The sequence below is a fragment of the Rhizobium leguminosarum bv. viciae USDA 2370 genome (assembly GCF_002008365.1).
GTDB lineage: Bacteria > Pseudomonadota > Alphaproteobacteria > Rhizobiales > Rhizobiaceae > Rhizobium > Rhizobium leguminosarum.
On sequence record NZ_MRDL01000046.1, the window covers coordinates 284,500 to 304,621 of the forward strand.

The 20,122-nt window shown below is 62.7% G+C and carries 19 protein-coding genes; 4 read left to right on the forward strand and 15 right to left on the reverse strand.

Going from position 1 to position 20,122, the window contains the following annotated elements:
- Positions 1-16: 16 nt before the first annotated feature.
- The 11 genes from BS629_RS23300 to BS629_RS23350 form a co-directional block, all read right to left on the reverse strand.
- A complete protein-coding gene (locus BS629_RS23300) occupies positions 17-892 on the reverse strand; it encodes an FHA domain-containing protein (protein ID WP_018246162.1) in 876 nt (291 codons plus the stop codon).
- Positions 893-894: 2 nt separating this feature from the next.
- Positions 895-1,800 carry a type II secretion system F family protein gene (locus BS629_RS23305; protein WP_018246161.1) on the reverse strand — a complete coding sequence of 302 codons (906 nt, stop codon included), beginning with the start codon at positions 1,798-1,800 and terminating at the stop codon, positions 895-897.
- Positions 1,797-2,660, reverse strand: a complete 864-nt coding sequence (locus tag BS629_RS23310; protein WP_018246160.1) for a type II secretion system F family protein — start codon at positions 2,658-2,660, stop codon at positions 1,797-1,799. Before BS629_RS23310 ends, BS629_RS23305 begins: the two co-directional genes overlap by 4 nt.
- Positions 2,661-2,770: 110 nt before the next feature.
- Entirely contained in the window at positions 2,771-4,669 is a 1,899-nt protein-coding gene (locus BS629_RS23315) for a TadA family conjugal transfer-associated ATPase (RefSeq protein WP_018246159.1), read from the reverse strand.
- A gap of 20 nt (positions 4,670-4,689) precedes the next feature.
- A complete protein-coding gene (cpaB, locus tag BS629_RS23320; RefSeq protein ID WP_018246158.1) occupies positions 4,690-5,646 on the reverse strand; it encodes a Flp pilus assembly protein CpaB in 957 nt (318 codons plus the stop codon).
- A complete protein-coding gene (locus BS629_RS23325; RefSeq protein ID WP_018246157.1) occupies positions 5,643-6,569 on the reverse strand; it encodes a hypothetical protein in 927 nt (308 codons plus the stop codon). The genes cpaB and BS629_RS23325 overlap by 4 nt, the downstream gene beginning before the upstream one ends.
- 1 nt (position 6,570) lies before the next feature.
- Positions 6,571-7,251: a TadE/TadG family type IV pilus assembly protein gene (locus BS629_RS23330; protein ID WP_018246156.1), complete on the reverse strand. Its 681-nt coding sequence runs from the start codon at positions 7,249-7,251 to the stop codon at positions 6,571-6,573.
- Positions 7,223-8,866: a TadE/TadG family type IV pilus assembly protein gene (locus BS629_RS23335; RefSeq protein WP_018246155.1), complete on the reverse strand. Its 1,644-nt coding sequence runs from the start codon at positions 8,864-8,866 to the stop codon at positions 7,223-7,225. Before BS629_RS23335 ends, BS629_RS23330 begins: the two co-directional genes overlap by 29 nt.
- Positions 8,863-9,660, reverse strand: coding sequence for a TadE/TadG family type IV pilus assembly protein (locus tag BS629_RS23340; RefSeq protein ID WP_018246154.1), 798 nt, complete (start codon positions 9,658-9,660; stop codon positions 8,863-8,865). Before BS629_RS23340 ends, BS629_RS23335 begins: the two co-directional genes overlap by 4 nt.
- A 5-nt stretch (positions 9,661-9,665) precedes the next feature.
- Complete coding sequence (locus tag BS629_RS23345; RefSeq protein WP_018246153.1) at positions 9,666-10,229, reverse strand: A24 family peptidase; 564 nt, start codon at positions 10,227-10,229, stop codon at positions 9,666-9,668.
- A gap of 13 nt (positions 10,230-10,242) precedes the next feature.
- The gene (locus tag BS629_RS23350; RefSeq protein WP_018246152.1) at positions 10,243-10,446 is read right to left on the reverse strand and encodes a hypothetical protein; all 204 of its coding nucleotides are present in this window, start codon (positions 10,444-10,446) and stop codon (positions 10,243-10,245) included.
- Between the two features lie 406 nt (positions 10,447-10,852).
- Here BS629_RS23350 and BS629_RS23360 point away from each other — a divergent pair, with 406 nt between their 5' ends.
- Positions 10,853-12,229, forward strand: a complete 1,377-nt coding sequence (locus BS629_RS23360) for a TadA family conjugal transfer-associated ATPase (RefSeq protein ID WP_026188734.1) — start codon at positions 10,853-10,855, stop codon at positions 12,227-12,229.
- Positions 12,230-12,251: 22 nt separating this feature from the next.
- Here the strand turns inward: BS629_RS23360 and BS629_RS23365 are convergent, their stop codons facing one another.
- From BS629_RS23365 to BS629_RS23380, 4 genes are read right to left on the reverse strand one after another with little or no spacing between them, the layout of a single operon-like run.
- Positions 12,252-12,797 (reverse strand): sarcosine oxidase subunit gamma, encoded by a 546-nt coding sequence (locus BS629_RS23365; RefSeq protein WP_018246149.1) that lies wholly within the window; start codon positions 12,795-12,797, stop codon positions 12,252-12,254.
- Positions 12,790-15,747 (reverse strand): sarcosine oxidase subunit alpha family protein, encoded by a 2,958-nt coding sequence (locus tag BS629_RS23370; protein ID WP_018246148.1) that lies wholly within the window; start codon positions 15,745-15,747, stop codon positions 12,790-12,792. Before BS629_RS23370 ends, BS629_RS23365 begins: the two co-directional genes overlap by 8 nt.
- Positions 15,744-16,025 (reverse strand): sarcosine oxidase subunit delta, encoded by a 282-nt coding sequence (locus BS629_RS23375; protein WP_018246147.1) that lies wholly within the window; start codon positions 16,023-16,025, stop codon positions 15,744-15,746. Before BS629_RS23375 ends, BS629_RS23370 begins: the two co-directional genes overlap by 4 nt.
- A gap of 12 nt (positions 16,026-16,037) precedes the next feature.
- Positions 16,038-17,288 (reverse strand): sarcosine oxidase subunit beta family protein, encoded by a 1,251-nt coding sequence (locus BS629_RS23380; protein WP_018246146.1) that lies wholly within the window; start codon positions 17,286-17,288, stop codon positions 16,038-16,040.
- Between the two features lie 87 nt (positions 17,289-17,375).
- Between BS629_RS23380 and BS629_RS23385 the strand changes: the two genes are divergently transcribed.
- The 3 genes from BS629_RS23385 (at position 17,376) to BS629_RS23395 (ending at position 20,095) form a co-directional block, all read left to right on the forward strand.
- On the forward strand, positions 17,376-18,335 hold the full coding sequence (locus BS629_RS23385) for a GlxA family transcriptional regulator (RefSeq protein ID WP_018517791.1): 960 nt from the start codon (positions 17,376-17,378) through the stop codon (positions 18,333-18,335).
- Between the two features lie 79 nt (positions 18,336-18,414).
- Positions 18,415-19,098 carry a helix-turn-helix domain-containing protein gene (locus BS629_RS23390; RefSeq protein WP_018246144.1) on the forward strand — a complete coding sequence of 228 codons (684 nt, stop codon included), beginning with the start codon at positions 18,415-18,417 and terminating at the stop codon, positions 19,096-19,098.
- Between the two features lie 88 nt (positions 19,099-19,186).
- Positions 19,187-20,095, forward strand: coding sequence for a class II glutamine amidotransferase (locus BS629_RS23395; RefSeq protein ID WP_018246143.1), 909 nt, complete (start codon positions 19,187-19,189; stop codon positions 20,093-20,095).
- The last annotated feature ends 27 nt before the right edge of the window (positions 20,096-20,122 follow it).

Below are 20,122 nucleotides of genomic sequence, written 5' to 3' on the forward strand. Positions count from 1 at the left end.
GAACTTGTGTCGTCGATCAGCGGCGGGCGGGCGGCTTCGTGGCGGCGCGGCGCTGCAGCGCGAAACGCGCGGCCGAGCAGTTGATGTCGGGGACGAGATCGTAGGTCTGCTGGTAGAGGCTCTGCGCCAGCGTATTGTTGCCGCGATTTTCCGAGGCCAGGGCTGCGAGTGCCGTACGCTTGTAGGCCTCGACGATCGGCTCGGCGGCTTTTGCCAGCGCCGCGTCGTCAGACGGTTCGGCTGCAAGCGAAAGGGCGGCATAGGTTGCGTCGCCATCCCTGCCGACGCGGCCGCCGACAGCGCCGTTAAAGCTTTGCTCGGAAACCTGGCGCATGCGTCGGGCATTCTTGATGCATGTCGGAATGCGGCCGGCTTCCGCATTGATGCGCTCTGCCGTCGGGCCACTTTCCGCGCTGCCGCTGTCGGACAGGATCACGTAGCCGATGATACCGACGATGGCGAGATAGGCGACCCCCATGCCGGCCAGGAAGGCCGGCTGCTTGAGGAGCGACTTTTTCGGCTTGTCGTCACTTGCCTTGGAAGCCTCCTTCTTCGGCGCCTCCTTGGCGGCGGCTTTGACGACGAACTGGAATTCTACATCCTTGCCGAGACGGAAGCTGTCGCCGGCCTTCAGCGACGCCGTCTGCAACAATGCTTCGCCGCGCAGCATGATCGGGTTCAGCCCCATGCGGCGAATGATGAAGCCGCCGTCGCTCTGCCGCTCGATGCGCGCATGGATCGGCGCCAGGAACGGATCGTCGACGACGATATCGGCATTCGAAGCCCGGCCGATCGACATTTCCGGCCGGTCGAGCACATGGCTGCGGCTCTGGCCGCCGGGACCGGTCTGCAGAAGGCTTGGCTTGTTTCCGCGAAAGAAGGAAAAGACCATGATCAGAACATCCCACTCGACATCATCTCGACAATTGCCGGGGCCAGCACCAGAAGCAGGATCGACACGACGATCATCATCGCCGGCATGACGATCTTGGCCTTCAGCTTTTCACTGGCCCTGTCGGCCTTTTCCCAGCGGCGGAAGCGCAGGTCGCGCGCGTGTTCGCGCAGCAGCTCGACGCGGTTGCTGCCCTCGACTTCGCCCTGGATCACGGCGCGGATGACGCGGATGACCTCCTCGGCGGTCATACGGCGTTCCAGCCGCTGCAACGCCTCGATCATGCCGGTGCCGAGCGCCACGTCTTTCAGCGTCTGGTCGATCTCCTCGCTCATAACGGTACCGGGTGCCGCCTCGGCATAAAGCCTCAGGCTTTCCGGCAGGGTCGCCTGCGCCTGCTGCGTCATGACGACGAGATCGAGAAAATAGGGAAATTCGCGCGAGATGCGTTCCTTGCGGTCCTGCGCCTTGTCGTCGGCGACAACCCAGAAATAGATGGCGGGGATCAGGCCGAGGATCAGGCCGGCAACGAGCCCGCCGATCACGCTGCCGCTGGCAATGCCGAACAGCACGCCGAGCACGACGAAGCCGAAGAGGCTCAGAACCACGAGAAGCGCGATATATTCCCGCCCCGTCACGCCGCCGAACGGCCGGCCGCCATAGATCAGCTTCTGCTCCAGCTGCGCCCCGTAATCGGCCAGCAGCGGCTCGAAATGCGTCAGCACGAATTCAACAGGCGTGCGCATGCCGATGCTGTCGACGATATTCGGCGGCGGACCATCGCCGCCCGCAGATCGGCGCACCACCTGGATGCTGCCGAGCAGATCGCCGATCCACCAGACGAACAGTGCAGCGGTGATCCCGGCAAAGACGACGGCGATCGGGGCGAGGGGTATCTCGGACATCATACCGACACCTTCATCATCGAGCGCATCCAGAAGAAACCTGTGGCATAGAGAACGGCGCCGACGATCGCGATGACGATGCCGATGGCGTTGCCGAACACCTTGTCGATCAGTTCCGGCTGGCCGAAGAAGATCATCAGGATCATGAACAGCGCGCCGCCGTTGACGACGCGGAAATTCATGCGCGCCTGCGACGACGAGGTCGTGATCTTCTGATCGAGCTTCCAGATTTCCTTGAAGGATTTCGACATTTCCGTCAGCGGTTCGGAAATATCGCCGCCCTGGCGGGCAAAGAGACCGAGGGCCGCATCGACCATCTTGAAGTGCAGGCTCGGCACATTGCGGCCGTGGCGGTCGAGCGCCTCGACCAGACCGATGCCGAGCTTCTGTTCGCGGGCAATGCGCTCGAACTCGCGCGAGGCCGGCATCTGGCCGGTATCGGCCACCGCATTGACGGCTATGGCGAGCGGCTTGCCGGTGCGCACAGCCGAGACGATCTGGTCGACGGCATAAGGAAGCTGCGATTCGATCTGCAGCCAGCGGCGCTGCAGAAAATAACGGATCACGCCCTTGGGCAGGAAGATGGCGACCGGGATGGCGACGATGATGCCTGGGATAGGACCGAAGATCAGCGAGACCACCACGAAGACGACGATCGCCGTGATGCCGTAGGCGAGGATCATCGTATAAGGCGGAACGGCATCGCGCCCGAAGACCTGCGCCGCCTCGCTGGCGAGCGCGATGTCACGTTCGGTGGCGCGCAGCAGCGGCGCCGGCCATTGCACCGGCGCGCCCCAGACGAGCAGTCCCGCCGTCACCGCGCCGAGGGCGACCGTAAAAATCTGCAGAATGCTGATATCCATGGCTTCCCCCTCAGAGCAATTCCAGGAAAAGTGTGAAGTGCTTTTGCCGGGAATTGCGTAAAAACAAAAGCTTAGAGCGGTTCTGCGCTTCCGCAAAAACCTGAACCGCTCTAGACGAACATATCCAGTTTTTCGATCTCGCCGTCCTCGCCGAACTCGACGAGCTCGGCGACGAAGCTCGGCAGGTAGCCGGTGAAGGCATGCACGGCCTGGCCGCCGGCGCGGCCGACGAGATTGAAGATCGGCTCGACGATGATGAGGCCGGTATCCGGATCGATCCCGATCACCTCTGATATTTCGGTGACGGCACGCCGGCCGTTCGCCAGGCGGTTGAGCTGCACGACGAGCTCGACGGCGGCAACGATCTGCTGGCGGATCGCCATCACAGGCAGCGAGCTCTGGCCCTGCAGCACCATCACCTCCAGGCGGGTCATCATGTCCTGCGGCGTGTTGGCATGCGCCGTCGTCATCGAGCCGGCATGGCCGGTGTTCATCGCCTGCAGCATGTCGATCGCCTCCGCACCACGGCACTCGCCGACAATGATGCGATCAGGCCGCATGCGCAGCGCGTTGCGTACGAGGTCGCGGATGGTGACGCTGGTCTCGGACTCCGCCGTCTTCGGCCGCGATTGCAGATAGACGACATGGATGCCGTCGAGCTGCAGTTCCGACGTGTCCTCGACGGCAACGACACGCTCGCCGACCGGGATGAACTGCGACAGGCTGTTCAACAGCGTCGTCTTGCCGGAGCCGGTGCCGCCCGAGACGACGATGTTCTTGCGCGAGCGGACCGCGGCCTCGAGGAATGCGCGCATCGGCTCGCTGAGCGCGCCGGCGGTCACCAGCTTGCTGATATCGAGCCGCGACTTGCCGCCGAATTTGCGGATGGTGAGGCAGGCGCCCTTGACCGCCAGTGGCGGAATGACGGCGTTGACACGTGAACCATCCGGCATGCGAAAGTCGGCCATCGCCTCGCTCTCATTGATCGAGCGGTTGGAATCGACGGCGATGCGCTCGATCACCTTCATCAGTTGCCGCTCATTGGCGAAGGCGAAAGGGTACCGCTCCAGCAGGCCGAATTTTTCGACATAGATCTCGTCATAACGCGTCACCATGATTTCCGAGATGACGTCGAGATCCATCAGCTCGGAGATCGTCCCCCAGCGATACATCAGCTCCTCGATATTGGAGCGCAGGTGCATATGGGCGATCTCATAGCGGTCGCCGGCGTTGAAAAGCGCCTGCCTGGACTGGAAGGCAGCGCTGAACCGGGTATCGAGCTGGGCGAAGTCCGAGCGGGTGGATTCGAAGTTGAGCTTGAGTTGCAGGGCTGAGATCAGCGCCTTGCCGACATCGAACAGGCGGCGATTGTCCTGCTCCTCGCGCGAGAGGCTCGCGGCATTCGACGAGGCATCCCGCCGGCCGGTGCGGGCGATGCGTTTTGCCAGCCACCGATAGACGGCGTTCTTGATGACGAGGATGACGAGATCCTGCGGCGCGCTGTCGAGCGCCTCCTTGATGAACATGTCGAGACGCTCGCGGATGCGGCTGCGCGTCTCCTCGCGGCCGAAATCGGAGGATTTTACCAGCCGGTCATATTGCGTGTCTTTTAGCAGTCGCTCATGGATCTCCATCTGCAGTGCCAGCACACGTTCCTGGTCCGGAAACTGCGTGACCGCGACGGGGGCCGCGGCCGGCTCGACGAGTTCGATCGTAACGTTCGGCACCCAGATCGACATGCCGGCCGAAACCGCAACCGGCGTGCCGGCTCGAAGCGGCTGATCGTCGACGCGCGTCGGGTTTCGCCCATGATGCTGCACCGACCAGCCCTGGCCCGACTTTCGCAGCACGAATTGCGGCGAAGAGACGTGGCTGCCGCGCAGCCGCACGACGCCCGCCCCGGCGGGCAGCGTCAGCGTGCTGCTTTCGCCGACGAAATAGGTCTCGTTCGCCGAGAGCGGGATCACCTCCCGACCGCTGCCGTCCTCATAGGAAATCTTCAACAGCATGGCTCATTCCCCCGCGACGCTCACATGCGCGTCCAGTTGATGCTCGGCAGGTCCTCGACGGTATTGTCGGCCGGATTGCGCAGCACCAGATTGAGGCTGCCGTTCGACTGGCCCATGGCAAAGATCAGCATTTCAGCTTCCGACGGCGTCACTTCGACGGTCACATTGTTGTACGTGCTGTTGGCCTTGGTGACTGCACCCTCGGCCGTCGTCGCCGCGCCGACGGCCAGCACTTTGACATTCTGCAGGAAGGTGCGGGTGACGACGCGGGTGCGCGAGCTGATGCCGAGTTTATAATCTTGCGCTTGTTTGCGGTAGGCGTTGACATCGTTCTCGTCGGCCCCTGGATACTGGGTGAGATAATTCTTCAGCATCTGCTCGACCGGCGACTGTGGCTGCGCTGGAGCCTGCGGCTGTCCGGTCGCGGCCGGCGCCTGGCCCGGAACGGCAGGCTGACCTGGCACGGCAGCGGGCTGGCCAGGGACCCCCGGCTGGGTCGCAGCGGCCGGCGCCACGGGCTCGACCGGTTCGTCGACCGTGCCGATGATATCGACATAGCTGCCCGGCTCGACGAAATGCCCGACGGCCGCGGCCGCGTTGACGGGAAGGGTGAGCGCCCGTTTACCCGGCGCGATCATCGTCGTCAGGCGTCCACCGTCGGTATCGTCGAAATACTGGAAGAGCAGCACCGAGCCGGCCGGAATATCGCTCGCAGCCGTCCTGTCCTTCAGCCATTCCTGATAGGCGCTGGCCGCAGGCACCGCGAGCTTGGCGAGCGCCCCGAAGCTTTCCGGCAGCATCACCGGTTCGGCGAGCATGTCGGGCGTGATCGCCTGCCCTCGCGTGACCTTCCTGTCGGGCTGGAGCCGCATGAAGGCATAGGCCACCTGCTCGTTCTTGACGCTCTCGGTCCAGAAGTAGAGCAGAACGCCCGTGATGAGCCCGACGATGACGGCCGCGATGAGCTTCCAGTTCATGGTGTTATTCCTTCGACGAAGGGTTGCCTGATTTGAATGACCTCGACGGTCCGGCCGTCGGTCTTGCTGCTGGTGTAGAGAACATTGGCCTCGACGCTGCCGCGCCGGCCATAAAGCGCGGTGACCCCGCCGCGCTGGGCTGGCGGCGTCTCGATGGTGAAACCGTCGCGGACCAGAAGATCGGCGCGCTGATCCGACCAGCGCGAGGCGGTGAGTGTGCCTTTCGACACGACCGTGCGCGACGTGTGGCCCTTGTCGCGATCGCCGATATCGCTCAGCACTTCGACACCGGCCGGCGGACGCAGCGACATCGGCAGCTTGCTGACATCGGCTGGAGCCGCGAAGGCCGGCAGCGTCGAGGCAACATCGTCGAAGCGGCTCATCAGCACTTCGGTCATCGGCGCATCGGCGGGACGACGGATCATGATCGAGACACCAGGGATCGGCCCGTTTGCCGAAGGATTCTTGGGATCCTGCCGCCTCATATAATCGAGGGCTGCCTCGCCGTCGCCGTCGAAGAACCGAACCACCACCGCAAGATCGTCGCGGATCCGGCTCGTCTTCGGGACGATCAGCATGTTGGCGGCAATGACGGCGGTCAGCTCCTCTCTGTCGTTGCTCCTGGGCAGGGCAGGCCGGGTATTGACGGCCAGCACCCGCAGCCATTCGTCGGTGATATCGGAAATGCTGCGATCGCTCTGGTAGGGCGTGAATTCCAGCGGCTGGCCGTTGATGACAAGATCGCGCGGCGCGCGTTCCGGCGCGCCGACGATACCGGCCAGCATCGAATTCAGCGTTACCCTCAAATCCTTGTAGATCTCGGCGCGGCCCGGTGTGGCGACGGCGGCGGCGAGCCCGATGACGAGCGCCAAACCGATGAGATGGCTGGCGAAACGGAAAGAGATGCGCGCGCCCTGTCTCATCCTATTTCGCTCCCGGAAAGACGCCGTCGAACAGATCGCCGGAATCGCTGGCTACATCGCGGATTTCCCGACGCAGGGTCGGATCGTAGCCGCGGCGCGTCGTATCGTTGTTGTGGGAGGCAAAGAGTGTTGCGTCGTCTACCGTAAACGCATCCTTCCAGCGGATGCTCCTGATCGTGTCGAGATCGTCGGAATCCCTGAACTTGTAGACGCGGTCGGCCGTCGCGGTGACGAGCTGCGGCTTTTCATTGGCGAGGTCGCCGACCATATCGCCGAAGTCGCGGCCGTCGCTCTTGAGGGTGTTCTGCACGTCGTCCCAGACAAAGGTGCGCTGCGGGTCGCCGTCGCCTTCATGCGACGGTGTGCGCGAACAGCTCATGGCGTCGCCCCCGGGCAGTGCCGGCAGGGTCGGGATCGGAAAGACGTTCGAGAAATCCGACGTGCAGTCCAGTCCATTCGCCTCGGCGAAGGCGGCGTTGCGCATCGCAACCATGGTTCCGACCTTCTTGGTGGAAATCTTGTTCGCGTGGATGACGAAAATCACGATCAGCAAGATGACCGGCGCGGCAAGCACGAATTCGATCGAGGCAAGACCGCGCCTGTCGCGGTGCAGCCGCATCAGCAGCCCGCGGCCCGGAGGACCGCCCATAGGCTCAGTGGGTGTTGACGGCAGCCCAGGCATTGGCTCCTCCCTGGTCGAAGACGCGGGTCAAGCCGGTAAAACTGTCGGCGGCCGGGCTCTGTTTGATGGTGTTCGAAACCTGGCCGATATCATCGGCCAGTGTGGCGGGGGCAAGCGATGCGAGCCAGTCCTGGGTGTAGAGATCGAAGGCCGTGTAATTGTGGACCCAGCTCTGCGCCAGCGCATAGGCGGATGGCGTCTTGTCCTTGAAGATGCGGATCTGCAGCCGGGCGCGAGGCGCGCGTGAAACGACCGCCAGGGTCTGATAGTCGTCCAGTTGCTCGCCGCCAAAGGGCGTGAAGTTGAAAGGGATGCGTCCCTTCAGCCAGTAGGGCTTCGGGAAGGAGACGAGAGGCAGATTGGCACCCGTCACGGAGATCGCGCCGCCCGCCGGGCCGCAGACCTGGTTCCAGATCATGTCGAACTTGCGGGTGAAATCGTTCTCGTCGGACGTCTGCGCATCAGAATACCGCGGCGGCACGTCGATCGGCAGCTGGAAGGGGTTGGTGATGCCGAAGCCGACGCCGAAGACCTTGTCTGCGAGCCAGAAGCTGACATCGAGCGCCAATTCTTCCCAAAAGCCGAGATCGCCGGCATATTGTTCGACAATCGCCTTGAACGGGATCTTGCTCAGGTAGGCCGGGCCGAAGGCTTCATAGAAGATGTAGAACTCCACCAGCGCATCGTCGACGCCGCTTTCGTGGTTGACCCAGTCGCGGATATGGCTGCCATCGACTCCGCCTGCCGTCAGCGGACCCTTGCCGTTGGGGAAGCCGCGGTTGGCAAACTCACCGCGCATGAGGAACGGGTCCTGTCCCTCCGTGCCATTGCTCATGGCGCGGCACATTTCAGCGTAGGCCGAGACGGGATTGATGCCGTCGCGATCCACCGGCAGGTTGCCGCCGGCACCTTCTCCTGCACCGTCGCAGGATTCGCACGGCGGATGGAACACGACGTGGTCCGACTTGTTCAGGCGCACCAAGTGCAGGGCTTCGTTGCCGACGCGCTGTGGGAAGCTCTCGACGAGGTAGTCGTTGAGATCGTTCATCGCATCGATGATGTCGCTGGACTTGTTGATGAGGCCCAAGGGGTCATATTTGATTTGCGCCGCCACCGTATATGCGATCGCTTTGGTGGCTTCCGTCGCCCGGAACCCTTGGAATGCCAGGCAAGCGCCGTAGATGATGCCGCCGACGATCGGGACCTTTTGCCAGCCGGGGCAATAAGGCATCGGCGGAAGCGGCGGCAGAAGCGACGCCGGCCCGAAGCCCTCTGTAAATGAATATTGTGCGAGCTTCGCCAGAATGGCGGTCGAACGCAGGGCCAGTTCCGCCGTCGTCAGCTGGAAGGCGACCGAGGTCGCCATGACGACGGTGGCCTGCGAGGAAGCGACGTTGTTCATCGCCATGATGTTGAGATAGCGGGCTTCCCAGTCCGCATGGACGAGCGCGGCGGCATCCGCCGTGTCCTGCGTGCGCTGCTTGTCATAGATCATCTGTCCCGTATTCAGGATCCAGACGATCATCAGTGCGAGCGCGATCGTCATGTAGAGGATGATCGGCGAAAGGAAGCCACGTTCGTCGCGGTGCAGACGTTTGATGAAGGTCGGTGTCATAGCAGGTTCACCTCCGCCGTCGAAATCGTGTAGTAGCGTCCGTCCTTCCTCTGGCCGCGGGCAAAGACCCAGCCGGCATATTCGAGCAGCAGGAAGCGCGCTTCCACCTTGGCGGTGACCGGCACGTGCGGCGAGCGGTTGATCGCGGCATAGAGCGCCATCGGCGCGCGATCGACGGTCACGGTGACGTTCTGCGGATCGAACATGTAGCGGGCCTGGTTGCGCATCGCGCGCCAGTTCTTCGAAAGGCCCGAGGCGTCGGCAAGGCTTTTCAGCGCCTCTTCCGGCGGCTGGCAGGCGCCGACGCATTTCAGCTGGTCGTAGGGTGCGGCCGGGATCAGCGCCAGGCGGGCGGCAAGATCGGCCTTGCCGGGTGCAGCGTCGTCATCGCAGGTCTTGGCGTCGATTAAGCTCCGGATGGTGATCGGCAGGGCCGGGCAGAAATAGACGCGGGCGCTGCGGGCCGCCGCATAGGCGGCATAGTGAGTGAAGAGGTGGTTCTTTGCCAGGATCGTGAACTGGAAGACCACGAACATGAAGAAGACGAAGACCGGCGTGACAAGCACGAAATCCATCATCGTCGTGCTGCCGGAGATATCGCCGTGAAGCTCCGATATCCGGCGCCGGCGGGCGGAAAGCCGCGGCAGCAGCAGCATCGAGGCAAGCAGCATCATGGCGATCGCAAAGGTACCGAGGAGCGCGCCGTGATCCTCAGGGATCCAGAAGGTCCGTGAGTGCAGGATCGAACTCCAGAAGGCACCGTCGAAGATGGGGCGTTCGAGTTCCGCGCGCATTGCCGTTACCTCACGAGTGAAAGAGGGGTGAAATCAGGCATGAAAAGGCACCAGAGAAGTCCGAGAGCAGCGGCAACGCCGAAGCGGACGGTATGATGGGTTTCGCGCGGCTTCAGCACTGAAGCGGCATCGCGAAAACCGGCGGGCAGAAGCAGGGCGAACAATCCGACCGTTCGGGCTAGCACGCTCCACTGAACACGCCGCGCCATGGAGAAAACAGCGATCACGCCACCGACCATGAGCGATGCAAGGGTGACGTCGATGGCGGGCCAGAGACCGAGAATGGCGCCGAGCGCCGCCATCAGCTTGACGTCGCCGCCGCCGCAGCTTCCGGCTGCGAAGGCGATGAAGAAGATCAAACCGGCTGCAAGGAGACCGGCAAAAGCCAGGCCGATCCCTGCCGGACCGCTTCCGATCGCCGCCAGCGCCAACCCGCCAAGCAAGCAGGGATAGGTGACGGCGTTCGGGATATGACCGTGACGATGGTCGAGCACCGCCGCGGTCATGGTGCAGGCGACGGCAAGAGCCGCCGCTGCAGGCATCAGGGTCAGATCATAGGTCATATCCATGACACTGATCCGCTTATTGACCCGGCTCAGGAATTCTCTCGGCATCCGAGAGCGCCGTGTTCTTTTCGTTGAACCATTCGCCGATCTGTTTGCCGAATGCGAGCAGAAGCAGCATCAGCGGAATGACGATCAGGGCAACGGCCAGGACGATCTGGGCCATGTCGCCGCGTTCGTCCTTGTGAAGTGCAATTGCGAGAGTCTTGAGTTTTCCAAACATCTGCGTATTCCTCGTTCCTAGGTTTGTTTCGGATCGAAGACCTTGGCGAAGATTAAGCAAGCATACGCTATCGATCCGAACCAGCACGTTGCTCGTTCCAATGACATTTTCTGCTTCAGCTTATCTTCCCCGACGGCCAACGCTTGTTGAGCAACACCATTAAGACCCAAGAGTGCGCCCAAGGCCAGCCCTCCGTCAAGCAAACGAAACGAAGGGTTCCAATTGTCTTGGAGGCATCACCGGCACAATCGCAGTTGACGTCACATTTTTTTAACTAACCGCTTGAACAAGTTGCGATTTTAGCTGCGCGGGCTAAGTTTTCGTCAACCGCGCAGGGCATCGTCTACTGCTCCATAATTGGTCAATTCTTTCAAGGCGATAGAAGAAACGGCGTGTTGTGCCCATAATGACTGCCTTCGCGGGGCCTAGCCATGGCGTTGTTTGGCGATCTGGATTAAGCTTTCGTCAAATGGTGGGTATCGCCCGCCAGTCGATCCGGAGAGAAAACGATGGAAACGATGAGCAGCATCTTAATACTTGGATTGGTCCTCATTCCACTGATGATGTTCTTTCCAACCGCGGTTCAAATGATGGCGACACTATTCGGGATGAGTACGGTCCTGGTCGGGATGCCGCTCTGATGAAAGCCGTTTCCGACGACGCTGCCGAACAGGCAACCTTCCAGGTCCTGACCCGGGCGCTGGACAAGCTGCTCGGGCCGATCCGTTTTCTCCTCGATGATCCGAGCGTTTCCGAAATCCTGATCAACGGGACATCTGACATCTTCGTCGAAAGGCGAGGCAAGCTCGAACGCGCCGATACGCGCTTTGCCAGTCGTGAGGACCTGGAATCGGCCGCACGCAGCATCGCGCAGTTCTCAGGCAAGCGGCTGACGCCCGAGGAGCCGAGCATCGAGGCCCGTCTGCCGGATGGTTCGCGCGTACAGATGATTCAGCCGCCGGCCGCCCGTACTGGGCTTTGCATCTCCATTCGCCGTTTCCTGAAAGAACATCGCAGCATCCGCGACCTCGTCACCCAGGGCAGCCTGACCGAGGAATCGCTGTCATTGCTGCAGGCGGCCGTCGGGCTACAGAAAAACGTCATCATCTCCGGCGGCACCGGCACCGGCAAGACGACGATGCTGAACGCGCTGTCGGAAGCCTTTGCCGACCACGAGCGCGTCATCGTCATCGAGGACACGTCCGAACTGCAGATCCGCAAGGAACACGTGGTCTATCTCGAAGTGACCAAGCCCGACCGTTTCGGTCGCGGCGGCGCCACCATCCGAGACCTGTTCCGCTCGTCGCTGCGCATGCGGCCCGACCGGATCATCGTCGGCGAGTGCCGCGGCGGCGAGGCGCTCGATATGATCCAGGCGATGACATCCGGCCACAGCGGCAGCCTTTCGACGGTGCATGCGAACACGCCCTATGATTCCCTGCACCGGCTGGAAACGCTGGCGCTGATGTCGGACATCGACATGCCGCTTCGGCCGCTGCGCGCCCAGATCGCCTCGGCGGTCGACGTCGTCGTGCAGATCGCCCGTTTCAAGCGCACCGGCCGGCGCCGGGTGATCGAGATTTCCGAGATCAAGGGTTTGAACAATGACGGCCAGTATATCGTCGAAAGCATCTACAAGCTCGAGGGCGACGGACATTCCAATCCCGATGGCGCACTGCTGTGGACCGGTGTCGTGCCAAGCTTTGCCGCCGATGCGGTCGAAGAGCTGCAAGGGGCGGAGCGCCCCGAATGGGTCGGTGCTGCCGCGCTGCATACAGCTTAAAAACGATCGAAACCCGGCTCTATCAGACGCTATCCTTTTCAGCGCTCGCCGCCATATGGGTAAGATCGTCCCAGAGGCTTTCGGCAAAGCTGCGCAGCGCCGTAAGCTCGAAGCTGTCATCGCCGGTGCGGACGATCTGCACCGAGAGATGACCGACCATCGTCATTACAGAATGGCCTTCCGGAAAGACGGAAGGATCGAGATCGACGGCAGTTCCCTTTGAAAGAAGCGCCCGCGAAGAGCGGCCGGAAACGCCGATACGCACGCGCCCGTGGCTCTGGTCCATGACGTAGGCCTTTCCCGCAAGCGCTGCGGCGAGAGTATCGAGGCTGGCCGGGACAAGCGGTTCGTCGCCGGCGACGAACCATTGCCGGAAGCCCGCCTTGCGGATCGAACTCTCAGCAAAACCCGCCTTCACCAATTCCGCGGCGAGCGCGGATGGCTCGATGGCGCCCAGCACATGCAGGAGATGGCCCTCCGGCAGGGCTGCCAGCCGGATGCCTGCCTCCGAGATGCCGTTATAGACCGTTCCGGCCAGAACCGGTTTATGTTGCGGAAGATCACGCATGGAGCTTCTCGTTTTCAGGATCGATGAAGACGGGATGGCAGAGCACCGCATCGGTGAATTCATTGCGCAGGCCGTTCCAGACCGTCACCTTTTCACCGATGCGTTCCGGCCCGCGCCTGACGAGCGCCAGGCCGATCGTATGGCCGAGCCCCGGCGAAAAGGCGCTTGATGTCACGTAGCCCTGGTCGTTTTCGAGCGTCGCCGCAACGCCGTCGGCAAGAATATGCGAGCCGGTGCGGAAGCCGGTCGCCGGATTAATCGGCTTGACACCGACGAGGCGCGGCCGCTCGGGATCCTGCAGGCCTTCGCGGGCCAGCATTGCCCTGCCGATGAAATCCGGCTTGGTGGCGGATACCATACGGCCGAAGCCGAGATCGCCTGGTGTTACCGTGCCGTTGATTTCGGCATGAGTGACATGACCCTTTTCGATGCGCATGACGCCGAGCGCTTCGGCGCCATAGGCGCAGATGCCATGTTTCTCGCCCGCCGCCATGATCGCGTCGGCAACGCCTTCGCCATAGCCGGCCGGTACGGCCAGCTCGTAGGCGAGTTCGCCGGAGAAGGAGATCCGGAAGAGCCGGCCCTCGAGCCCGCCGCCGAAGAGCGAGACCTTGCGAGCGCCCATGAAGGGAAAGGCCGCATCCGATATGTCCCCGTCGACGATCTCGGAGAGGATGGCGCGCGACTTCGGCCCGGCGACGGCCATCTGCGCCCATTGATCCGTCGAGGAGGCGAAGCAGACGTCGAGTTCCGGCCAGAGCGTCTGGGCACAGAATTCGAGATGGGTCAGCACACCAGCGGCAAGTGCCGTCGTCGTGGTCATGAAGAAATGGTCGTCACTGAACCGGCTGGTGGTGCCGTCATCGTAGATGAAGCCGTCCTCACGCAGCATGATGCCGTAACGCGCCTTGCCAACGGCGAGCTTGGCGAAACCGTTGCAATAGATGCGATCGAGGAAGGTCGCGGCATCCCTACCGAAGATTTCGATCTTGCCGAGGGTCGAGACGTCGCAAAGGCCGGCATTCTTACGGATATTCAGCACCTCGCGGTCGACGCTTTCGCGCCATGTCGTCTCGCCGGGGCGCGGGAACCAGGAGGAACGGTACCACAGGCCGGTTTCGATGAAGACCGCACCGTTCTTCTCAGCCCAGCCATGCAGCGGCGATTTGCGCGCCGGCTGGAAATGTTTGCCGCGCGACGCCCCGGTCAAGGCGCCGAAGGAAACCGGCGTATAGAAGGGCCGGAAGGTCGTCGTTCCCGCCTCGGCGGGAGACACGCCGCGCGCCTCGGCGAGAATGCCGATGGCGTTGATGTTGGAAAGCTTGCCCTGGTCGGTCGCCATGCCGCTTGTGGTGTAACGCTTGGCGAGCTCGACATGGCCGTAGCCTTCGCGGACGGCGAGACCCAAATCCTTGAGATGCACGTCGTTCTGATAATCGACGAAAGCCTTGCCCTTCGAGCCCTTGATCGACCAGAGCGGCTTTGCCTGTGCAGCCGTCTCGGACGCCGGAGCAAAGGCCGGCTCCGCCGATGCCAGACCGATCGCCTTCAACGCGGCAGCTGCCTTTGCGGCGCCATCCCCGAGGCAGGTCGCGGTTTGCACCATGCCGGCGGCCGAGCCGGCAACGGTCAGACCTTCCTGCTGGACAGGCGCCAGAAACGCCGAGGCCTCGTTCGACCATTGCGGTTTTGCACCGCGATGGCAGGCAAGATGAATGATCGGGCTCCAGCCGCCCGACATGGCAAGCGCATCCGCTTCAATCCGACGGGTGCCGCCTGCTGCCTCAACGCTGACGCCGCGCAGGTGCTTGCCGCCAATCGCATCGATGACCCTGGCGCCCTTCAGCACTTCGGCGCGACCCTGCCAGCTCTCGGCCGCATCGCCTCGGCTGTCGACGATCGCCGCGACCTTGAGACCGGCTGCTTCAAGATCCGCAGCGGTGCGATATCCGGCATCGTTGGTGGTGAAGATAACAGTGCTTCTGCCGGGCGCGACCGCCTGCCGGTTGAGATAGCTGCGCATGGCGCCTGCCATCATCACACCGGGAATATCGTTGCCGCCGAAGACGAGCGGCCGCTCCTCGGCGCCCGTCGCAAGGATCGCCTGGTGGGCGACGATGCGCCACAATCTTTCGACCGGACGATCCGGATCGGGCATCGCCACATGCTTCTGCACCCGTTCAACCGCGCCGAAGACATTGTCGTCGTACCAGCCGAACACCGTCATGCGCGGCAGGCGGCGCACATTCAGAAGTCCCTCCAGCTCGGCAAGCAGCTCGCCGAGAAGCGCGTCCGCCGGCTTGCCGTCGACAGAACCGCTGTCGGAAAGCAGGCTGCCGCCGAGTTCGGCTCCCTCATCGGCGAGGATGACGCGCGCACCGGCGCGGCCCGCGGTCAGCGCTGCGGCAAGACCAGCAGGGCCGGCGCCGATCACCAGCAGGTCGCAATGCGCCCAGCATTTCTCGTAGGTATCGGGATCGGCCTCGTAGGAGGCCCTGCCGAGGCCTGCCGCCTTGCGGATCACCGGCTCGTAGAGCTTTTCCCAGAGGGCCGCCGGCCACATGAAGGTCTTGTAGTAGAAGCCGGCGCTGAGGAAGGGCGAGAGCAGCCCGTTGACGGCGCCGACATCGAAGCCGAGCGAGGGCCAGCGGTTCTGGCTCTTTGCCGTCAGCCCCTGGTAAAGCTCGATCATCGTCGCGCGCGTATTCGGTTCGGTGCGCCCGCCGCTGCCTGTCGTCACCAGCGCGTTCGGTTCGGCGGCCCCCGCCGTCAGGATGCCGCGCGGGCGGTGATATTTGAAGCTGCGGCCGACGAGCTGGACGCCGTTGGCAAGCAGCGCCGAGGCGAGCGTGTCGCCCGGATGGCCTTCGAGCGGTCTGCCGTCGAAGGTGAAGCCGAGTGTTGTGGCGCGCTCGATGCGGCCGCCGGAGGAAAGACGGAAGCTCGTCATGCCGGTTCTCCGCCGAGCTTCGAAAGGGCGGCATCCCTGACGCCGTGGACCGCATGGGTGACGGTATCGCGTTCGACGATCAGCCAGCGGCGGCATCCGGAGGAGTGGTGCCAGTATTCGCTGTGCCGGCCTCTCGGATTGTCACGCAGATAGACATAATCGAACCAGGCCTCCGCACCGGCATCCGGCGCCGGCCTGATAAGGCCGGCATCGCCGCGGATCGAAAATTCCTCCTTGGGTCGGGCGCCGCAATGGGGACAGGAAATCAGGCTTGCCATCGTCGAAAGTCCTCAGTGCAGATTGGGCTGGGCGCCGACGCCCTTTTCGTCGATCGGGTAGCCGCGCGCGAAGCGGTCGAGCCGGAAGGCGCGGGCGGTCTGATGCGGCGCATTGCGGGCAATCAGATGGGCGTAGCAGAAGCCGGAGGCGGGCGTGGCCTTGAAGCCGCCATAACACCAGCCGGTGTTGAGATAGAGATTGTCGATATGGGTGCGGTCGATGATCGGCGAGCCGTCCATGCTCATATCCATGACGCCACCCCAGGAGCGCAGATACCGCACGCGCGACAAGGAAGGGATCATCGCCAGCCCGGCTTCGGCGACATGTTCGACCGAAGCGAGATTGCCGCGCTGGGCATAGGAATTGTAGCCGTCGATATCGCCGCCGAAAACGAGGCCGCCCTTGTCCGACTGGGACACGTAAAAATGCCCGGCGCCGAAGGTAACGACCGTGTCGATGAACGGCTTCAGCCCTTCGGAAACGAAGGCCTGCAGCACATGGCTTTCGATCGGCAGCTGCAGGCCGGCCATGTCGGCGACGACGGTGGAGTTGCCGGCTGCCGCAAGCGCCAGCTTGCCGCAGCCGATGAAGCCCTTGCTGGTCTCGACGCCGGTCACCTGGCCGTTTTCGCTGCGGATGCCGGTCACCTCGCACTGGGTGATGATGTCGACGCCACGCTGATCGGCGCCGCGCGCATAACCCCAGGCGACCGCATCGTGGCGCACCGTGCCGCCGCGCGGGTGGAACAGGCCGCCCATAATGGGGAAACGGGCATTGTCGAAATCGAGGAAGGGTAATTTCTGGCGCACCGCCTGCCTGTCGAGAAGCTCGGCGTCGACGCCGTGCAGCCGCATGGCGTTGCCGCGGCGCGTATAGGCGTCGCGCTGGGCGTCGGAATGGAAGAGGTTGAGCACGCCGCGCTGCGAGACCATGGCGTTGAAGTTGAAGTCCTGCTCCAGCCCCTCCCAGAGTTTCATCGACAGCTCGTAGAAGGGATTGTTGCCCGGCAGCAGATAGTTCGAACGGATGATCGTCGTGTTCCTGCCGATATTGCCCGAGCCGAGATAGCCCTTTTCGAGGACGGCGACATTGGTGACGCCGAATTCCTTGGCAAGATAATAGGCGGTGGCAAGACCATGGCCGCCGCCACCGACGATGATGACGTCGTAATGCGGCCTTGGCGCCGGGTCGCGCCAGGCGGGCGCCCAGCTTTTGTTACCGCGAAGGCCGTTCAGGAAAATCGAAAGAGCGGAATAGCGCATGGGTCAATCCGAAATGAACGGCTGCATGATGCCAGAAAGAAGCGGGTAGACTTGCACGTTAGGGACATAAATCGCTAAGAAAGAGACATGTCCTCACTTGATAGCAGAAATACCCAGACGATCGGCTTCATCCTTATCCCGGGATTTGCGCTGATGTCCTATGCCTCGGCGACCGAACCGCTCAGGGCGGCAAATCTCTTGGCCGGACGTGAGATCTATCGGCTGCAGATCTTCTCGCCCGATGGCGCCCCGGCGCTTTCCTCCTCGGGCGTCAGCGTCCCCGCCGAACCTCTGCCCGTCAGGGGCGCGGGGCTCGGAACGGCCTTCGTCTGCGCCGGCGGGTTGCCCCGCGACTGGCGGTATCCCGGCGTACTTGCCTGCTTGCGGCAGCTGTCGCGCGAAGGTGTGAGGATCGGCGGCATCTCGGGCGGCCCCTATCTGATGGCCGCTGCCGGTCTGCTTGGCGGCCGCGATTTCACCATCCACTGGGAGCATGCCGCAGCCCTTCTTGAAGCCTTCCCGGACCTCACGCCGCGCCAGGCGCGCTTCATGATCGACGGCAACCGGATTACCTGCGGCGGCGGCATCGCACCGCTCGACATGATGCATGTGCTGATCGCCGAGCGCATGGGGCCGGATTTCGCCCGCCGCGTCAGCGACTGGTATCTTCATACAGAGGTCAACGAACCCGCCGCACCCCAGCGCGCCTCGCTGGCGGAGCGTTATGGCGTTTATCATCCCGGCCTGCTCAGCGTTCTCGAGCGGATGGAGGAGACGATCGAGATGCCGCTCGAGCGTGCCGCCATGGCGCGCATCGCCGGCGTCACCACCCGCCATCTCGACCGGCTCTTTGCTGCCCAGCTCAATACCACCTTCCTCGATCAATACCGCAGGATCAGGCTACAGCATGCCCATCGTCTGCTGAAACAGAGCCCGCTTTCCGTCTCGGAAATCGCGGTGGCTACCGGTTTTTCCAGTCTGAGCCATTTTTCCCGGATGTTCCGTGCCCTCTACGGCATCGCTCCGCGCGAAGCGCGGCGGGAATAGGTTTTCTTCACGGTTGAGAAATTTTCACTATGACGATAGGGTTGTCTTGGACAAAAGAAAAGGCGGCAGTGGAAAACCCATGAAATCCAACCGTAAAGCGGCAGAGCAACCGGAACAGGCGCCTAGCGGACGCGCTCCCTTTTCCCAGGACCCGCACGCCGTTCGCGAGCCGAAGGAAAACAACCTCGAAATGGCGATCGGCCATGAGGTGCGCGCCTACCGCAAGAAACTCGGCATCACGGTCACCGATCTGGCCGCCGCCACCGGCATTTCGCTCGGCATGCTGTCGAAGATCGAGAACGGCAACATCTCGCCGTCGTTGACGACGCTGCAATCACTGTCGCGGGCGCTCGGCGTACCGCTGACTGCCTTTTTTCGCCGCTATGAGGAACCGCGCAATGCCGTCTTCGTCAAGGCGGGGCAGGGCATCGAGCTCGAACGGCGCGGCACGCGCGCCGGCCATCAATATAATCTGCTCGGCCATATCGACAACAATACCAGCGGCGTCATTGTCGAGCCCTATCTCATCACACTGACGGCCGATTCCGACACCTTCCCGACCTTTCAGCACGAGGGTATGGAATTTCTCTACATGCTGGAAGGCGTGGTCGTTTACCGCCATGGCGACCAGCTTTTCCAGATGGAGCCGGGCGACAGCCTGTTCTTCGATGCCGATGCACCGCATGGGCCGGAGCAGCTGGTGAAACTGCCTAGCAAGTACCTTTCGATCATCACCTATCCTCAGCGGAGCTCGAAAGGCTGACTTGCCTTAAAAGAAAAAATATTTCTTCCGAGTTGAAATCCCAAAACAGACCTGCTAGTCCTTTCTCAACACGAATGGAGGTCTGGTCATGTGCGGAATTGTGGGTCTCTTCCTCAAGGATAAAAGTCTCGAACCGGAGCTCGGCGCGCTCCTGTCGTCCATGCTGGTGACGATGACGGATCGGGGGCCGGACAGCGCCGGTATCGCGATCTATGGCGACGCCAGCGGCAACAATGCCAAGATCACCATCCAGTCGGCCAATCCGAAGAAGGATTTCGCCGGGCTTGAGGCCGAACTCGGCCAGGCGGTTGGCGCACCGGTCGCCATCCAGGTGAAGAGTACGCATGCCGTCATCACGCTTGCGAAGGACCTGCTCGACGCCGGCAAGGCAGCCGTTGCGGAACTGCGTCCGAACGTTCGCATCATGAGCAGCGGCGACGCCATCGAGATCTATAAGGAAACCGGCCTGCCAAAGGATGTCGTCTCCCGCTTCGCGGTCAATTCAATGGCCGGCACCCACGGCATCGGCCATACCCGCATGGCGACCGAATCGGCCGTCACGACGCTCGGCGCTCATCCTTTTTCCACCGGCTCCGACCAATGCCTGGTGCATAATGGCTCGCTCTCGAACCACAACAATCTGCGCCGCGAGCTGAAGCGCGAAGGCATGACCTTCGAAACGGAAAACGACACCGAGGTCGCCGCCGCCTATCTGACGGCAGAGATGGCCAAGGGCAAGAATCTCGGCCAGGCGCTCGAAGGCGCGGTGGATGACCTCGATGGCTTCTTCACCTTCGTCGTCGGCACGAAATCCGGCTTCGGCGTCGTGCGCGACGCAATTGCCTGCAAGCCCGCTGTCATGGCCGAAACGGACCAGTATGTCGCATTCGGTTCGGAATACCGGGCGCTCGTCAATCTGCCCGGCATCGAGAATGCCCGGGTCTGGGAGCCGGAGCCTGCAACCGTCTATTTCTGGGATCACCAGAAGGTCGCTTGACCGGCACCTCATGCGCATTCTCCAAGG

What these genes read in the sequence shown, in the direction of transcription:
- BS629_RS23300 (WP_018246162.1), bottom strand. Translation starts at nt 892, where the DNA reads ATGGTCTTTTCCTTCTTTCGCGGAAACAAGCCAAGCCTTCTGCAGACC.
- BS629_RS23305 (WP_018246161.1), bottom strand. Translation starts at nt 1,800, where the DNA reads ATGATGTCCGAGATACCCCTCGCCCCGATCGCCGTCGTCTTTGCCGGG.
- BS629_RS23310 (WP_018246160.1), bottom strand. Translation starts at nt 2,660, where the DNA reads ATGGATATCAGCATTCTGCAGATTTTTACGGTCGCCCTCGGCGCGGTG.
- BS629_RS23315 (WP_018246159.1), bottom strand. Translation starts at nt 4,669, where the DNA reads ATGCTGTTGAAGATTTCCTATGAGGACGGCAGCGGTCGGGAGGTGATC.
- cpaB (WP_018246158.1), bottom strand. Translation starts at nt 5,646, where the DNA reads ATGAACTGGAAGCTCATCGCGGCCGTCATCGTCGGGCTCATCACGGGC.
- BS629_RS23325 (WP_018246157.1), bottom strand. Translation starts at nt 6,569, where the DNA reads ATGAGACAGGGCGCGCGCATCTCTTTCCGTTTCGCCAGCCATCTCATC.
- BS629_RS23330 (WP_018246156.1), bottom strand. Translation starts at nt 7,251, where the DNA reads ATGCCTGGGCTGCCGTCAACACCCACTGAGCCTATGGGCGGTCCTCCG.
- BS629_RS23335 (WP_018246155.1), bottom strand. Translation starts at nt 8,866, where the DNA reads ATGACACCGACCTTCATCAAACGTCTGCACCGCGACGAACGTGGCTTC.
- BS629_RS23340 (WP_018246154.1), bottom strand. Translation starts at nt 9,660, where the DNA reads ATGCGCGCGGAACTCGAACGCCCCATCTTCGACGGTGCCTTCTGGAGT.
- BS629_RS23345 (WP_018246153.1), bottom strand. Translation starts at nt 10,229, where the DNA reads ATGGATATGACCTATGATCTGACCCTGATGCCTGCAGCGGCGGCTCTT.
- BS629_RS23350 (WP_018246152.1), bottom strand. Translation starts at nt 10,446, where the DNA reads ATGTTTGGAAAACTCAAGACTCTCGCAATTGCACTTCACAAGGACGAA.
- BS629_RS23360 (WP_026188734.1), top strand. Translation starts at nt 10,853, where the DNA reads ATGACTGCCTTCGCGGGGCCTAGCCATGGCGTTGTTTGGCGATCTGGA.
- BS629_RS23365 (WP_018246149.1), bottom strand. Translation starts at nt 12,797, where the DNA reads ATGCGTGATCTTCCGCAACATAAACCGGTTCTGGCCGGAACGGTCTAT.
- BS629_RS23370 (WP_018246148.1), bottom strand. Translation starts at nt 15,747, where the DNA reads ATGACGAGCTTCCGTCTTTCCTCCGGCGGCCGCATCGAGCGCGCCACA.
- BS629_RS23375 (WP_018246147.1), bottom strand. Translation starts at nt 16,025, where the DNA reads ATGGCAAGCCTGATTTCCTGTCCCCATTGCGGCGCCCGACCCAAGGAG.
- BS629_RS23380 (WP_018246146.1), bottom strand. Translation starts at nt 17,288, where the DNA reads ATGCGCTATTCCGCTCTTTCGATTTTCCTGAACGGCCTTCGCGGTAAC.
- BS629_RS23385 (WP_018517791.1), top strand. Translation starts at nt 17,376, where the DNA reads ATGTCCTCACTTGATAGCAGAAATACCCAGACGATCGGCTTCATCCTT.
- BS629_RS23390 (WP_018246144.1), top strand. Translation starts at nt 18,415, where the DNA reads ATGAAATCCAACCGTAAAGCGGCAGAGCAACCGGAACAGGCGCCTAGC.
- BS629_RS23395 (WP_018246143.1), top strand. Translation starts at nt 19,187, where the DNA reads ATGTGCGGAATTGTGGGTCTCTTCCTCAAGGATAAAAGTCTCGAACCG.